Here is a 15730-nt window from a genome sequence, read left to right as displayed (position 1 = left end):
CATGACCCGAGGTCAGGGCAGGCGTGCCCCGGACGTGGCGGAGAACACGTGCAGCTCGTCGGGACGAATCCGCAGGTGCAGCGTGTCACCCATGGCCGGCGGCGTGCGCGGGTCGACCCGGACGACGACGTTGGGCCGGGTGTCGTCGGCGTCGGTCTGGGCGAGCTTGCCGTAGACGAAGGCGTCCGAGCCGAGCTCCTCGACCAGGTCCACCTTGATCGGCAGGGTGCCGTCTTCGCCGGTGGCGACCTCGAGGGCCTCCGGCCGGAAGCCGAGGGTCACGGTGTCCCCGTCGGCCGCGGCGATGGTCTCGCGGGTCAGCGGCACGCGCGCGCCACCCACCTCGGCGCCGTCGGCCGTGAGCTTCGCGGTGGCGAGGTTCATCGCCGGCGAGCCGATGAACCCGGCGACGAAAGCGTTTGCGGGCCGGTCGTACAGGGCGCGCGGGGTGTCGCACTGCTGCAGCAGGCCATCGGACAGCACGGCGACGCGGTCACCCATCGTCATGGCCTCGACCTGGTCGTGCGTGACGTACACGGTGGTGACGCCGAGGCGGCGCTGCAGCGCCGCGATCTGCGTACGCGTCGACACGCGCAGCTTCGCGTCGAGGTTCGACAGCGGCTCGTCCATCAGGAAGACCTGCGGCTCGCGCACGATCGCGCGGCCCATCGCGACGCGCTGGCGCTGGCCACCGGAGAGCGCCTTCGGCTTGCGGTCGAGGTAGTCGACGATGTCCAGCAGCTTCGCGGCCTCGTGGACCTTCTGCTTGATCTCGGACGCGGGGCGGCCGGCGATCTTCAGCGCGAAGCCCATGTTCTGCGCGACCGTCATGTGCGGGTACAGCGCGTAGTTCTGGAACACCATGGCGATGTCCCGCGAGCGCGGCGGCAGCTGCGTGACGTCGCGGTCGCCGATCCAGACCGCGCCGTCGTCGATGTCCTCGAGGCCGGCGAGCATGCGCAGGCTGGTCGACTTGCCGCAGCCGGACGGGCCGACCAGCACCAGGAACTCGCCGTCGGCGATCTCCAGGTCCAGCGCGTCGACCGCGGGGCGCTCCGAACCGGCGTAGCGCCGGGTCGCCTTGTCGTAGGTGATGGAAGCCATCGGTCAGTCCTCTCCGAGATTCCGCCGGACCCCGTACGCCGCTTCGCGGGCTTCGAGGTGGCGCTGCTGGATCCGGTGGCCCTCGGCGCGCTGCGCCTCGGTCGGCTCGTCCAGCTCGAGCCGCGCTTTGGTGTTTCCTTGCCAGGACGGGGGTTCCGCACTGGAGGTCAGGGCCCACGCCGCCTGCCGCGCCGCGCCGACGGCGACGTACTCGGCGACTTCGGGCAGCTGCACGGGCACGCCGAACACCAGCGGCGCGACCGCGCGGACGGCGGCCGACTGTGCGCCCCCGCCGATCAGCAGCACGCGGTGGACGTCGAGGCCGTGCGCGCGCACCGCGTCGAGGCCGGCGGCCAGGCCGCAGAGCATGCCTTCGACGGCACTGCGCGCGAGGTTCTCCGGGGTCATGTTCGCCCGGGTCAGGCCGGACAGCGAGCCGGTGGCGTCCGGCAGGTTCGGGGTGCGCTCGCCGTCCAGGTAGGGCAGAAAGGTGAGGCCGCCGGCGCCGGGCTCGGCCCGCAGCGCGAGCCGGTCGAACTCGCCCAGCGTCGCGCCGAGCATGCCGGCCGTCGCGGTCAGGACGCGAGCGGCGTTGAGCGTGCAGGCGAGCGGCAGGAACCGGCCGGTGGCGTCGGCGAACCCGGCCACCTCGCCGGACGCGTCGGCCGCGCCGCTTTCGGCGACGCCGAACACGGTGCCGCTGGTGCCGAGCGAGACGACGACGTCGCCGGGCTGCAGTTCGAGCGCCAGCGCGGCGGCCATGTTGTCGCCGGTGCCGGCCGAGACGAGCACGCCGTCGGGGGTGTGGCCGGCGGTGTCGGCGGGGCCGAGCACGGTGGGCAGCTCCGGCGTCCGGCCACCGAAGGCGTGGGCCAGGACGTCGAGGCGGTAGGCGTTGTCGGACGGCGAGAAGTAGCCGGTGCCGGACGCGTCGCCGCGGTCGGTGACCGGGGTGCCGCCGGTGAGCTTCCAGGTCAGCCAGTCGTGCGGGAGCAGCACGCGGGCGACGCGGTCGGCCAGCTCGGGTTCGTGGTCGGCCAGCCAGCGCAGCTTTGTGACGGTGAAGCTGGCGACCGGCACCGAGCCGACGGACTTCGCCCAGACCGAGGGCCCGCCGAGCTCGTCGACGAGGTCGAGCGCCGACTGCGCGGAGCGGGTGTCGTTCCACAGCAGCGCGGGCCGGACGACCTCGTCGTGCTCGTCGAGGGTGACCATGCCGTGCTGCTGACCGCCGACGCCGATGGCCTTGACGTCGTCGAGCAGGCCCTTCGTTGCTTCGCCGAAGGCGTCCCACCAGGCGGCGGGGTCGACCTCGGTGCCGTCGGGGTGCGGCGCGCGGCCGGTGCGGACGATCTCACCGGTGCTCGCGTCGCACACGACGACCTTGGTCGACTGTGTGGACGAGTCGATGCCGGCGACCAGCTCAGCTGTCATAGGGCTGCCCCTCTGCGACGTGTTCGACGATCTCGATCGCGGTGCCCGCGTTGAGCGCGGCCTCGATCTCCTCGGTGGGCGTGGCTTGGCCGGTGATCAGCAGGTCGTAGTCACCGACGTCGCCGTGCGCGTAGGTCGCGGTGCGGCCGAACTTCGAGTGGTCGACGACCAGGACCGTCTGGTTCGCGACCTTGAGGGCCGCTTTCTTCAGCTCGGCGTAGTCGCGGTCGGGGTGGAAGAGCCGCCCGACGGCGACGGCGGTGACCGAGACGAACGAGACGTCGGCGCGGATGGAGTCGAGCAGCCCGAGGACCTCGGGGCCGGCGCAGGAGTCGTACTCGGGCGAGTACCGGCCGCCCGCCAGCACGACGTCGGTCTTCGGGCCGAGCAGCCGGGCGGCGTGCAGCGAGTTGGTGACGACGGTCAGGGCGTCGATCTCGGCCAGGCGCTTGACCAGCGGCAGAAGGGTGGTGGAGTCGTCGACGAAGACGGTCTGCCCGGGCTGGACGTGGTTTGCGGCGGCCTCGCCGAGGGCTTCTTTCTCGCCGTGGTGGAGGGTGTCGCGGAAGCGGGCAGCGGTCTCGATGGTGAGCGCCGGGTAGGCCTCGACCTTGCCGCGGAGCTTGCGCAGGAGGCGGCGCTCGGCGAGGTCGTCGAGGTCGCGGTGCATGGTCATCAGGCTGACCCGGAACCTCGTGGTCAGGTCGTCGATGCGGGCTTCGCCGTGCTCGATGACGTGGTCGAGGATGTCCTGCCGCCGCTGCTCGACGACAGCATCGGACGGCCGGGTCTTCCGGTCTCCCGATGCTGTGCTGCCGCTCACACGGCATTCTTACCAGATTTGTCGCCCGGAGTTAACAGAGAACTCGATAACTTCTCTCAAGACATGAGGGAGCGGATCGAGCGCAGCGCCTCCGGGATCGCGTGGACCAGCGCCGAGGACGACGTCGGGGCGTTCTGGGCCGCGATCGCGCCCGTCAGGGAGTGCAAGTGGGCCGCCATCGCCGCCGCCAGCCAAGGGTCCAGCCCCGCTGCCAGCAGCGACCCGACCAAGCCCGACAGCACGTCGCCCGAGCCCGGGGTTGCCAGCCAGGCGCCGCGCGGCGTGTTGACCGCCGCACGGCCGTCCGGGGCCGCCACCACCGTCACGTGGCCCTTCAGCAGCACCACCGCGTTGTACTTCTTCGCCGCTTCGCGCACCGCCGTCACGCGGTCCGGGCCCGGCTTGCGGCCCATCAGGCGTTCGTACTCGCCGGCGTGCGGGGTCAGCACCAGCGGCGTGTCCGGGTCGCGGGCGTCGAGGACCTCCGGGGACTTCGCGATGATCGTCGTCGCGTCGGCGTCCGCGCACACCGGGAGGCCCTGGCCGAGGACGTAGCGGACGATGTCGCGGCCTTCGGAGCCGGTGCCGATGCCCGGGCCGACCGCCCACGCCTGCACCCGCCCGGCGTCCGCGACCGTGCCCGTCGCGATGACCTCCGGCCACTGCGCCCGGACGACGTCCGCCGCGTGGCCCGCGTACCGGACCATCCCGGCCGTCGCGCGCACCGCCGCGCCCGCGGTCAGCACCGCCGCGCCCGGGTACGTCGCCGAGCCCGCCGCGACGCCGACGACGCCCTGGCTGTACTTGTCGTCGTCGGGGCCGGGCACCGGCCAGGCCGCGGCGACGTCCACGATGTCGAGCCGGTGCAGGTCGGGGTCGGTCAGCTCGAGGCCGATGTCCACCAGGACGACCTCGCCGCACCACGACGGCGCGAGCGCGTGCACGGGCTTGAGCGCGCCGAACGTCACCGTGCGGGTCGCCCGCACCGCGGGGCCGTCGACCGCGCCGGTGTCCGGGTCGACGCCGCTGGGCAGGTCGACCGCCACGATCGGCGCTTCGACCAGCGAAACCAGCCGGGCCGCGTCCGGTCGCAGCGCGCCCGTGCCCGAGATCCCGACGATGCCGTCCACGACGACGTCGGCCTTGGCGATCCACTGTGGACCGTCCGCGATGGGCACCACGCGGCCGCCGGCGCGCTTCAAGGCCGCCAGCCCGGCTTCGTGCGTGCGCGACCCCAGCAAGACGGCCGTCACGGCGACCCCGCGCTTCCGGAGGAAAGCCCCGGCCCAGAGCGCGTCACCGCCGTTGTCGCCGGAACCGACCAGGAGCACGACCCGGCGGCCGGAGACCGCGCCGGTGTGGTCTTCGAGCAGGTCAGCGATCTGCACCGACAGGCCGAACGACGCCCGCCGCATCAGCTCGCCGTCCGGCGTGACGGCGAACGCCCGCGCCTCCGCCTCGCGAATCCGTTCCGTGGTCCAGATTCCCTGCACGCAGGCGCCTCCCGCTACTCGACGGTCACGGACTTCGCCAGGTTACGCGGCTTGTCGACGTCGTACCCGCGGGTGCGGGCGATCTCCGCGGCCAGCACCTGCAGCGGGACCGTGGAGACCAGCGGCTGCAGCAGCGTCGGCACCGCGGGCACCTCGATGAGCTCGTCCGCGAACGGCCGCACGGTCTCGTCGCCCTCTTCGGCGATCACGATCGTGCGGGCGCCGCGGGCCTGGATCTCGCTGATGTTCGACACGAGCTTCGAGTGCAGCACCGCGCGGCCCTTGGGCGACGGCATCACGACGACGACCGGCAGGCCGTCTTCGATCAGCGCGATCGGGCCGTGCTTGAGCTCGCCGGCCGCGAAGCCCTCGGCGTGCATGTACGCGAGTTCCTTGAGCTTGAGCGCGCCTTCGAGGGCGACCGGGAAGCCGACGTGGCGGCCGAGGAACAGGACGGCCTTCGAGTCCGCGATCCGGCGGCCGAGGTCCCGCACTTGGTCCACAGTGGACAGTACCTTCTGGACGGCCGCGGGCATGGCCTCCAGCTCGGCGAACTCGCGCGCGACCTCGTCCGGGTACTTGGTGCCGCGGGCCTGCGCCAGCGCCAGGCCGACCAGGTAGTTGGCCGCGATCTGGGCGAGGAACGCCTTGGTCGACGCGACGCCGATCTCGGGGCCGGCGTGGGTGTAGAGGACGGCGTCGGACTCACGCGGGATCTGCGCGCCGTTGGTGTTGCAGACGGCCAGCACGCGCGCCTTCTGCTCACGGGCGTGCCGGACGGCTTCGAGCGTGTCCGCCGTCTCGCCGGACTGGGACACGGCGACGACGAGCGTGTCGCGGTCGAGGACCGGGTCGCGGTAGCGGAACTCCGACGCCAGCTCGACCTCGACCGGCAGCCGCGTCCAGTGCTCGATGGCGTACTTGGCGACCAGGCCGGAGTGGTAGGCCGAACCGCACGCGACGACGAAGACCTTGTCGACGTCGCGCAGGTCCTGGTCGGAGATGCGCTGCTCGTCGAGGATGATCCGGCCGGACTCGAAGTGCCCGCGCAGCGTGTTGGCCAGCGCCTCGGGCTGCTCCTCGATCTCCTTGAGCATGAAGTACTCGTGGCCGCCCTTTTCGGCGGCGGACAGGTCCCAGTCGACGGTGAACGGCTTGGCCTGGGCGGCGTCGCCGTGGAAGTCGGTGACCTCGTAGCCCTCGCGGGTGATGACGACGAGCTGGTCCTGGCCCAGCTCGACGGCCTCGCGGGTGTGCTCGATGAAGGCGGCGACGTCGGAGGCGACGAAGTGCTCACCCTCCCCGACCCCGACGACCAGCGGCGACGACCGGCGCGCGGCCACGATGGTGTCCGGCTGGTCGGCGTGCGTCACGACGAGGGTGAAGGCGCCTTCGAGCCGGCGGCAGACGGCGGCGACGCTGGCGGCGAGGTCGCCCTTGGTGTCGCCGTCGGTGTAGGCGCGGGCGACGAGGTGCGCGGCGGTCTCGCTGTCGGTGTCGCTGGCCATCTCGACGCCGTCGGCCTCGAGCTCGGCGCGCAGGGAGGCGAAGTTCTCGATGATGCCGTTGTGCACGACGGCGACGCGCTGCGAGGCATCGCGGTGCGGGTGCGAGTTGCGGTCGATCGGCGCGCCGTGGGTGGCCCAGCGGGTGTGGCCCATGCCGGCGGTGCCGGTGATGCTCTCGCGGCCGACCTTGTCGAGCTCGGCTTCCAGGTTGGCGAGCCGGCCCGCCTTGCGCTCGACGGTCAGCGCACCGGCACCGTCGAGGACCGCGACACCGGCCGAGTCGTACCCGCGGTACTCCATGCGCCGGAGCCCGCCGAGGACGACGTCCAGAGCCGGGCGGTGCCCGACATATCCCACGATTCCACACACGCGCACCAGCCTAACGAGGGATATTCAGCGGGTTGACGGGGTCCGGAAAGGGGCCGCGACCTGCACTTTCCCGGGGCGAGATGGTCCGGACCAATGCGACTTTGGTGCACCCGTGGGTGACCTCGCGGGTCCGCGTCCGGCGCCGGACACGAGCCGACCGTCCAGGCACGCGAGCCGACTGTCTGGGTACGCGAGCCGACCGTCCAGGCACGCTGGGAACGGCTTGCCCGGGGAGCGAACCGGTGCGGCGGGCGAGCCGCCGTGGCGCTCGCACAGTAGGGTTCCGGCCATGGCCAGCAAGCCCAAGCAGCTGCTCGCGGAGCTGACGCACCCGGGTCCGCACGAGGTCCTTCGCGGCAACCTCGCCCTGGTCGGGCTGCCCGGCGTGGTGTTCACGCCGCGCGCCGGGCTCGGGCTGCCGGCCGTTGCCTTCGGGCACGGGTGGCTGCAGCCGCCCGATCGGTACCGGCAGCTGCTGCACCACCTCGCCAGCTGGGGCATCGTCGCCGCCGCGCCCGCGACCCAGCGGGGTCCGCTCCCGTCGCACCGGCTGCTCGCCGCGGACCTGCTGACCACCCTCGACGTCGTCACCACCGTGCGACTCGGACCCGACGGCATCAGCGTCGACCCGGCCAAGCTCGGCCTCGCCGGGCACTCGACCGGCGGTGGCTCCGCCGTCCTCGCCGCGGCTCAGGACGCGCAGGGCGAGCACCCGCGGATCAAGGCCGTCGCGACGATCACCGCCGCCCAGACGCTGCCGCCCGCCACCGAGTCCGCGAAGGCCATCACCGTGCCCGGCCTGCACCTCGCCGCCGAAGAGGACCTCGTCGCCCCGAAGGTCGGGCACGCCGAGGCCATCACGAACGCCTGGGGCGGCGAAGACGTCCAGCTGCGCACCCTCGGCAAGTCGACCCACCTGGGCGTCACCGAGGGCCGGCACTGGTCGCAGCTGATCATGCACGGCAAGCCGCACCGCAAGACGCAGCAGCTCACGCGCGCCCTCTTCACGGCCTTCTTCCTGACGCACCTGACCGGCACCGACAAGTACCGGCCCCTGCTGGAAGCCGACGTCAAGCGCGCCCCCATCGAGCGCGAAGAAGAACCCGCGCACTGACGCGAAAGGGCCCGGCCGAAGCCGGGCCCTTCCGAAGAACCTCAGACCAGCCAGCTCGTGCTGGAGAAGTCGTCCTCGTCCTCCACCTGACGCGCGTGCCGTCCCCGCTTCGGCGGCTCCGGCGCGGCGGGCGCGGGAGGCGCCGGGGGTTCCGGCGGAGGCGCCACCGCAGCCGCAGGCACCGGCGTCCCGTAGCTCGGCGTCGGGTACGGCGTGCGGCCCGTGTCCGCCTCTTCGTCCTCGACGCCGAACTCCATCAGCGACTCGCGGCCCTTGTCGGCCAGCGTCTTCTCCGTCGCCCAGCCGCCCGCGCTCTGCTTGCGCTTGTTGAGCTCGTCCATGTGCTCGGCGTACTTCTGCGCCGCGGCGAGCTCGTTCTTCAGCCCTTCGCGGGCCTGCGTCTCGGCCTCCGCGACCCGGCGTTCGCGCAGCCCCCGCTGCTCGTCCTGCTCCCGCGCCGCGGCGTCCATCGTCGAGATCGCCGCGCGATACCGGTCTTCGGCGCTGGTCATCGGCCCTCCTCAGCCCTGGTCACCGGTCGTACCGGATCGAACGGTCACCCTCGTCGTCCAGCGAGCCGCTGATCCGGCCCTTGGCACCGCTCGTTTCGAAGACGCCGCCCTCGATGCGGTACTGGCTGGGCCCGCGCTGCTGGTCACCGCCACCACCACCCGGCGCGCCGCCCATGCCGCCCATCATGCCCATGCCCCCCATGCCGCTCATCCCGCCGGACGAGCTCGCGGCGGCCTGGTGCATGCCCGGGTCGACCGGGGTCGCGCCGAGCCCGCTGCCGTCGGACATCGGCATCGACGCGTCGCTGCCCGTCTGCGCACCGGGGTCCAGCGACACGGCGCCGGCGAAGTCCGCCGACCCGCCGCCCGTGACGGCGGACCCGAAGTCGCTCGCGCCAGCCGTGGTCGTCGCGTCGCCGCCACCACCGCCGGCCACGCCGGAGTCACCGCCGCCGACGCCCGCGTCGGCCGTGGCCATCGCGGGCTCGGCACCGACGCTGCCGCCGAAGTCGCCGGAGAAGTCCTGGCCGCCCGGGGTGGTGAAGCCGCCCGAAGCCGCCGCGCCCTGCGTGAGGCCCGGGTCCGGGTTGGCCGGCGCGGGGTCCTTCGTCAGCGGCGACTCGGCGTCCTTGTCGTGCTGGACCGCGGAGCTGCTGCCGTCGGTCGACGCGGGGTCGGTCTTGAGGTCGCTCGCCTTGGGGTCGTCCTTCTCGTCGAGCGTGTACGTCGTCGGCTCGCCCTTGCCGTCGTCGACGGTCACGATCGTCGGGCCGTCCGGCCCCTCCGGCCGCTCGGCCGTGATCTCGAGGTTGCCGTCCTTGATGTGGATCTTGCCGTCGGGACCCGGCTTGTAGCTGCCGTCGGCCGAAGGCTGCCCGTCCTTGACGGCCCCCTGCTGCGAACCCTGCGGGCCGAAGCTGCCGTCGCCGTCCTTGGCGCCGTCCTTGCCGTCCTTGCCCGCTTCGGCCTTGTCGTCGTCACCCCAGTCGAGGTGGTAGTCCTTCTTGTGGCCGTGGCCGTCGTCCACGGAGATGTCCTGCTTGCCCTCCTTGTCGGGCTCGGACATCTCGATCGTGTTGTCGCCCTTCTTGACCGAGACCGTGTCGGTGTCGTCGGTGTCCTTGATGGCCTCACCGGTCGTCGGGTCGATCGGGTACGGCTTGCCGGTGTCCGGGTCCATCTCGAGGGGCTTGCCGGTGATCGGGTTCTTGCCGTCCTCGGGCTTCGCCGGGTCCCCGGTCGCGGGCGGCTCGGCCGCCGACGGCGTCGTGGCGCCGCCCCCGCCCGTGCTCCCGCCACCACCGGTGCTGCCGCCCCCGCCGGTGGATCCGCCGCCGCCGTTCGAGCCGCCGCCCGTGTCGCCGCCGTTGCCGTTGTGGGTGTCGCCACCGCCACCGGTGTCCCCGGTGCCCTTGGCCTCGGTGAGCTGGTTGCGGTAGCCGTCCATGAACCGCTCGAGCGCGCCGAACTGCTGGTCGATCGTGTCCTTGGCGGACTTGCAGGAGCCGTTGAAGGCGTTGATCAGGCCCTGGTACTCGGTCGCGAACGCGCCGTCACGCCAGTAGCGGCAGACGTTGCGGCCGTACTCCTTGTTCTCGTCGTTGAAGCCGCAGTCGTCGTTCTGCAGCCGCTCGGCGAGGTTCGTCTGGTTGCCGTTCTTCGCGTTGACCGCGTCGACCCAGCCGGCGACCTTCATGAAGTCGTCGAACTCGTCGGTCTCGCCGTTCGCGATCTTGAGGACGTCTCGCGCCATGTTGATGTCGGCCTGGGCGACCGTCGTGCGGTGCAGCTGCAGGACCTCGTCGACCTTCTTCTTGACGGCGTCGTAGACGTGCGTCACGGTCTGCGGGATCAGCTTCGCGGCGCCGTCGATCTGCTGCGAGAGCTCCTTGGCGTGCGGCTTGATCGTCTCGTCGTACTTGATCTCCGCCGCGTTCGCGCCCTTGCCCTTCCACTCCCCGAAGAGGGTCTGGAGCTCGGTGTCGCTCTTGCCCAGCGAGTCTTCGACGACCTTGTGCGCCTTGGCGAGGTCGTCGGCCTCGGTGAGGAACTTCTGGAACTGGATGCCGCGGTTCTCGTGGAACTTGTCCTTGAGGTCCTTCTGCGAGTCGATGTGGCCGGACCCGCCCTTGATCTTGTTCCAGATCTCGTCGGTCCACTGCACCAGGAAGTCGACCGTGACGTTGCCCTGGTCGAGCATCTCGTCGGAGGTCTTCGCGCCGGCCCCCAGGGTGGGCGTCGCGATTCCGTCGAGGTTCTTCTTCGCGGTGTTCTTGCGGTCGGTCTGGGCCTGCTGTTCCTTGCCCTTGGCCTGAGACTCCTGCTTCGCCCGCGCGACGATTTCGTCGGTGTCGTCGTTTTCGAAGACCCGGTAGTCGCCGCCGTCGTCGGAGTAGTTCTCGATGTACTCCTTGGCGTACTTCTCTTCTTCTTCGTTGAAGTTGAAGGTGTTGCGGTCGTACTCCTCCATGAGCTCCGTCTTCGTCTCCATGGAGACGTTCGGGTCATCGAGGATCTTCTTGACTTCCGCCCAGTCGGCCATTACTTGCTCCCCGCCGCGTTCGCCTGCGCACCGGCGTTCGATTCCTGCGCGGAGTACTTCGAGCCGGCCGTCCCGATGCCGCTGCCGAGGTTCATCAGCGCGTTCGACAGCCCGGTCATGCCCGCGCCGATCTCGTCGATCCCGGATTTGTACTTGGCATAACCATCACCGTGGACACGGCCGAAGTCCGCCTGCGCGATTTCGGTGGGCGCGACCTTCTTGGCCTCGGCGGCCGGGTCGTCCGCGACGTCGTTGAGGCGGATCTGCGCCCGCGTCATCGCCTCGGAACTCGCTTCGTAACCGTCTGGCATGGTCGGCTTTCCCCCTTCGATCCACAGCCCCTGTTCCGGGTGTCAAGACTGTGACGCACCCGGACGTCGTTCGGTGCCGTCGCAGATGCACACAGAGTCTAGCGTTCGGCCGGGCGGCCGACCTGGGCTTTGGCCAACTGCACTCACCCGGTCGGGTCGAGGCTCCGGCGAAGCCGATCGGCCTGCGCGCCCGGCCGGACCCGGTGTCGCGAATGAGTCAGGAAGACCTCTCGGATCCCGGGTGAGTCATTGACGACGTCCGGATTTCGGGAGCGGGCGAGCGGGTCGGGACTCGTTGTCCGCCGACCTGGGCTTTGGCCAACTGCACTCACCCGGTCGGGTGCTGCGCGGCGAGTGCTTCGGAAATGACTTCGGCCACCCCGCGGACGTCCACCAGGCGGTCGAGCTCGTCCAGGTCCACGGACACGCCGTAGTGCACCTCGACCCGGGCGAGCAGCTGGATGCGCTGGCGGGACGTCATGCCGATGTCGTCGAACGGGGTCGTGTCGGTCAGCCGCTCCAGGGGCAGTTCCAAGGCTCGGCAGACGATCGTCCGGATCTCGTCGGCGTGGGCGGCGGCCGGGTCAGTCATGGCGCCCATTCTCGCCCCACCAGCGGTCGCGGGCCGCGGCGCGGGACACCTTGCCGCTCGACGTCCTCGGCACCGCGCCCGGCGGGACCAGCCAGACGGCTCTCAGCGGCAGGTCGTGACCCGCCGACACCGCCCGCCGCACAGCCGGCTCGACGCCGTCGTGGCCGGTGCAGCCGACGACGACCGCCACCCCCTCGCCACCGCCGTCCCGCACCGCGAACGCGGCGACGCGCCCGGCCCGGACGTTCGGGTGCGCGGCTTCGACCGTGGCCTCGATGTCCTGCGGGTGGTGGTTGCGGCCGTCGACGATGATCAGGTCCTTAAGCCGGCCGGTGACGTACAGCAGGCCGTCGCGGACGAAGCCGAGGTCGCCCGTGCGAAGCCAGCCGTCCTCGGCGAAGGCGCCTTCCTGCCCCCAATAACCGTCCGCGACGTTGGGGCCGGACACCCGGATCTCTTTGTCGACAATCCGGATTCGCTGACCGTACGGCCGGCCCACCGAGACCAGCTCACGCCCGTCGAACGTCGTGACCGTCGGGCCCTCGTCGCCCGCGCTGGCCACGAAAACCGTCGCCTCGGCCAGGCCGTAGCACGGCTTGATGGCGGTGCGCGGCAGCCCGAACGGCGCGAAGGCGCGAGCGAACCCCTCGATGGTGGCCGCGCGGATCGGTTCGCTGCCGTTGAGCACGGAGTTGACGTGCGAGAGGTCGACGTCCGCCAGCTCCCCCGCCGCCTCCGCGGCCAGGTCGAAGGCGAAGTTCGGCGCGGCGGTGATCGCGCCGGGGTGCTCGGCGAGCAGCCGGATCCAGCGCAGCGGGTCGCGCACGAACTCCATCGGCGTGAAGAACACCGAGTGCGCGCCGAGGAAGACCGGCGTGCCGACGAGCAGCACGAGCCCCATGTCGTGGAAGAACGGCACCCAGCCGGCGAGGTTGGTCGACGCGTCGGCGTGGTAGCACTCGGTGGTCTGCCAGCAGGCGGCCACGAGCGCCCGGTGCGAGATCACCGCGCCGGCCGGGCGGCGCGTCGAACCCGACGTGTACTGCAGGTACGCCGGGTCGCTCATCGCCACCTCGGCGGGCCGCTCGGCGTCGTCGGGCTCGATGTCCTCGATCGCGAGCACGACCTCCGGCGGTGCCGGGACCTTCTCCCGGAGGTCCCCCGAGGCCAGGCAGGCCGCCGGGGTGGCGTCCGCGAAGGCCGACTCGATCCGCGCGCGCCCGGTCCGGCCTGTCGGCACGGACAGCGGCACCGCGACGCGGCCCGCGTAGAGCGTGCCGAGGAACGCGACGACGTACCCGAGGTCCTGGCGGGCGACGATCGCCACCCGGTCACCCGGCCGCGTGCGCAGCCGCAGCTCCCGCGCGACGCCGCGGACGCGGTCGAGCACCTGCGGCCAGCTCAGGGTGTGGTCGGCGGGCCCCGGAAAGGTGCGGCACGTGAACGCGGGGCGGTCTTCGACGGCGTTGCGGAGCAGGTAGTCCGTGAACGGGGTGGTCAGGACCTCTTCCGGGACGTCTGCGGGCGGCACCGCCTCATCCTGCCCTACCGTGGGCAGGCGATGGACGAGTTCGAGCGGCACGGGATCGGCCTGGTCTCCGGCCGCGAAGCGTGCGTGCACGCCCTGCGCTCCCCCGACTTGACGTCCGATCCCGGCGGCGGCTCCCCGAGCGTGCTGCTGCGTGACGGCGAGGGTCACACGCGGGTGCGCGGGGTGCTGCGGGAGATCATCGCGGGGCTGGAGCCGCTGCCCGGCTCGGTGATCGCGGCGATCGAAGCCGTGGTGGCCGGGCTGGGGACGTCGTTCGACCTCGTGCGCGACTTCGCGCGGCCGGTGGCGGGCGCGGTGACGTCGGCGGTGCTGGGCGTGCCCCTCGACGACGTCTTCCTGGACCACTTGGAGAAGACGACGGCGAACCTCGACGTCTTCGGCGGCGCCGACCGGGCCGGGCAGGCGTCGGCGTTCCGGCTCGCGGTGCAGCTGAGCCGGTCACCGGCCGGGCCGGGTGGCCTGACGGCGTTGCGGGAGGCCCACGCGGCCGGCCGGCTCGACGAGGACGAGCTGATGCTGAACCCGGTGGTGCTGGCGCACGCCGCCTACGAGAACTCACTGAACTTCCTGGCCTGCGCCGGGCTGGAGCTGGCTTCCGCTCCGACGGCGAGGAACGTCCGCGAGCTGGTGACATCGATCTGCCCGGCCCGGTACGTCCTGCGCTTCGGCCCGGACGGCCCGGTGGCGGTGCCCCTGACCGACGGTCTCCCGTTCGGCCTGGGACGCCACGCGTGCCCGGGTTCGGGAGTCGCGCTGGCCGAGGGCGAGGTCGCCCTCGGCGCGTTGGCGAAGCTCCTCGACGGTGGCAGCGAAGTCGGCGACGTCGAGTGGAAGACCCACCCGGTGTTCCACGGCCTGGCGAAGGCCGTGGTCACCCGGTCAGGAAACCGCTGAGACGACGCCCGCCAGGCGGTCGGCCGCGGCCTGGGCCGTGGTCTGCGCCGTGGCCTCCACCATCACGCGGACCAGCTGCTCGGTGCCGGACGGGCGCAGCAGCACCCGGCCCTCCTCGCCCAGCTCGGCCTCGACCTCACCGACGGCGTCGCGGACCTCGCTGGAGTCCGCCACCGCCGCCTTGTCCGCGACCGGGACGTTCACCAGGACCTGCGGCAGCCGGTTCATCACGGACGCCAGGTCTTCGAGGGACTTGCCCGTCTCGGCCATGCGGCTCATCAGGCGCAGCGCCGTGAGCAGGCCGTCGCCGGTGGTGGCGTGGGCCGGCAGCACGACGTGGCCGGACTGCTCGCCGCCGAGGGCGAAGCCGCTCGCGCGCAGCTCCTCGAGGACGTACCGGTCGCCGACCGCCGTCGTGACGACCGCGATGCCGTGGGCCTTCATCGCCAGGTGCAGGCCGAGGTTGCTCATCACGGTCGCGACCAGCGTGTCCTTGACCAGCTCGCCGGACTCGGCGAACGCCAGCGCCAGCACCGCCATGATCTGGTCGCCGTCCACCAGCTCGCCGGCGGAGTCGACGGCCACGCAGCGGTCGGCGTCGCCGTCGTGGGCGATGCCGAGGTCGGCGCCGTGCTTGACGACCGCCTCGCGCAGCTTTTCGGGGTGGTTCGAGCCGCAGTGCTCGTTGATGTTGACGCCGTCCGGCTCCGCGTACAGCGCGACGACCTCGGCGCCGGCGCGGCGGTAGACCTCGGGGGCGGCGGCCGACGACGCGCCGTTCGCGCAGTCGACGACGACCTTCAGCCCGGCGAGCGAGTGCGGCGTGGCGCCGAGCAGGTGGGTGGCGTAGCGGTCGAGGGCGTCGTCGACGTCGTGGACGCGGCCCACGCCGGCGCCGGTCGGGCGGACCTTGCCGTCGGACAGGCCGGCTTCGATCTCGTCCTCGATGCCGTCGGGGAGCTTGTGCCCGCCCGCGGCGAAGAGCTTGATGCCGTTGTCGGGCATCGGGTTGTGCGACGCGGAGATCATCACGCCGAGGTCGGCCTCGAGCGAGCCGACCAGGTAGGCGACGGCCGGCGTCGGCAGCACGCCGACGCGGAGCACGTCGGCCCCCGCGGAGGTGAGGCCCGCGACGACGGCGGCTTCGAGCATCTCGCCGCTGGCGCGCGGGTCGCGGCCGACGACCGCGACCGGCCGGTGCGAGCGGTCGTGCGCGGCGAGCACCCGGGCGGCGCTGGCCGCCACCGCCAGCGCCAGCTCCGGCGTCAGCTCGGCGTTGGCCAGGCCACGGACCCCGTCGGTACCGAACAGGCGTGCCATCGATCGACCTCCTCAGTGTGGTTGCGGCAGCGCAACCGACCACGACAACGTAGCGGCCCTCGCGGGCCGCGCTACCCCTGGATGTCGCTCCGGGTTCCGGAAGTGCGACATCGGCCGAAAAACGCCGAAGCGCCCATCCGATGGACGGATGGGCGCTCCGGT

The 15730-nt window shown here is 72.0% G+C and carries 13 protein-coding genes; 2 read left to right on the top strand and 11 right to left on the bottom strand.

Annotated features, from left to right (window positions below; translation table 11 throughout):
* Positions 1-12: 12 nt before the first annotated feature.
* From QSK39_RS36410 to glmS, 5 genes are read right to left on the bottom strand one after another with little or no spacing between them, the layout of a single operon-like run.
* A complete protein-coding gene (locus QSK39_RS36410; protein WP_285482367.1) occupies positions 13-1104 on the bottom strand; it encodes an ABC transporter ATP-binding protein in 1092 nt (363 codons plus the stop codon).
* A gap of 3 nt (positions 1105-1107) precedes the next feature.
* Positions 1108-2538: a xylulokinase gene (gene xylB, locus QSK39_RS36405; RefSeq protein ID WP_285482366.1), complete on the bottom strand. Its 1431-nt coding sequence runs from the start codon at positions 2536-2538 to the stop codon at positions 1108-1110.
* Positions 2528-3361 carry a DeoR/GlpR family DNA-binding transcription regulator gene (locus QSK39_RS36400; RefSeq protein ID WP_285482365.1) on the bottom strand — a complete coding sequence of 278 codons (834 nt, stop codon included), beginning with the start codon at positions 3359-3361 and terminating at the stop codon, positions 2528-2530. The genes xylB and QSK39_RS36400 overlap by 11 nt, the downstream gene beginning before the upstream one ends.
* Positions 3362-3417: 56 nt before the next feature.
* Positions 3418-4854, bottom strand: coding sequence for an NAD(P)H-hydrate dehydratase (locus tag QSK39_RS36395; protein WP_285482364.1), 1437 nt, complete (start codon positions 4852-4854; stop codon positions 3418-3420).
* Positions 4855-4868: 14 nt separating this feature from the next.
* Positions 4869-6731: a glutamine--fructose-6-phosphate transaminase (isomerizing) gene (gene glmS, locus QSK39_RS36390; RefSeq protein WP_285482363.1), complete on the bottom strand. Its 1863-nt coding sequence runs from the start codon at positions 6729-6731 to the stop codon at positions 4869-4871.
* 289 nt (positions 6732-7020) lie between these two features.
* Here glmS and QSK39_RS36385 point away from each other — a divergent pair, with 289 nt between their 5' ends.
* On the top strand, positions 7021-7845 hold the full coding sequence (locus QSK39_RS36385) for a dienelactone hydrolase family protein (protein WP_285482362.1): 825 nt from the start codon (positions 7021-7023) through the stop codon (positions 7843-7845).
* A 41-nt stretch (positions 7846-7886) separates the two neighbouring features.
* Here the strand turns inward: QSK39_RS36385 and QSK39_RS36380 are convergent, their stop codons facing one another.
* The 5 genes from QSK39_RS36380 to QSK39_RS36360 form a co-directional block, all read right to left on the bottom strand.
* Complete coding sequence (locus QSK39_RS36380) at positions 7887-8357, bottom strand: hypothetical protein (protein ID WP_285482361.1); 471 nt, start codon at positions 8355-8357, stop codon at positions 7887-7889.
* A gap of 19 nt (positions 8358-8376) precedes the next feature.
* On the bottom strand, positions 8377-10899 hold the full coding sequence (locus tag QSK39_RS36375) for a WXG100 family type VII secretion target (RefSeq protein ID WP_285482360.1): 2523 nt from the start codon (positions 10897-10899) through the stop codon (positions 8377-8379).
* A complete protein-coding gene (locus QSK39_RS36370) occupies positions 10899-11210 on the bottom strand; it encodes a hypothetical protein (protein ID WP_285482359.1) in 312 nt (103 codons plus the stop codon). Before QSK39_RS36370 ends, QSK39_RS36375 begins: the two co-directional genes overlap by 1 nt.
* A 328-nt stretch (positions 11211-11538) precedes the next feature.
* A complete protein-coding gene (locus QSK39_RS36365; protein WP_285482358.1) occupies positions 11539-11802 on the bottom strand; it encodes an acyl carrier protein in 264 nt (87 codons plus the stop codon).
* On the bottom strand, positions 11795-13333 hold the full coding sequence (locus QSK39_RS36360) for a fatty acyl-AMP ligase (RefSeq protein ID WP_285482357.1): 1539 nt from the start codon (positions 13331-13333) through the stop codon (positions 11795-11797). Before QSK39_RS36360 ends, QSK39_RS36365 begins: the two co-directional genes overlap by 8 nt.
* A 30-nt stretch (positions 13334-13363) precedes the next feature.
* On the opposite strand from QSK39_RS36360, the gene QSK39_RS36355 reads away from it, so the two are divergent.
* A complete protein-coding gene (locus QSK39_RS36355; RefSeq protein ID WP_285482356.1) occupies positions 13364-14248 on the top strand; it encodes a cytochrome P450 family protein in 885 nt (294 codons plus the stop codon).
* Here QSK39_RS36355 and glmM read toward each other — a convergent pair.
* Complete coding sequence (gene glmM / locus QSK39_RS36350; protein WP_285482355.1) at positions 14234-15568, bottom strand: phosphoglucosamine mutase; 1335 nt, start codon at positions 15566-15568, stop codon at positions 14234-14236. The two genes, QSK39_RS36355 and glmM, sit on opposite strands and share 15 nt — an antisense overlap.
* Positions 15569-15730: the final 162 nt, after the last annotated feature.

Source organism: Amycolatopsis sp. NBRC 101858, assembly GCF_030269325.1.
GTDB classification, from domain to species: Bacteria; Actinomycetota; Actinomycetes; order Mycobacteriales; family Pseudonocardiaceae; genus Amycolatopsis; species Amycolatopsis ponsaeliensis.
The sequence above is the reverse complement of the archived record's forward strand: the minus strand, read 5'-3'. Positions and strand labels throughout refer to the sequence as shown.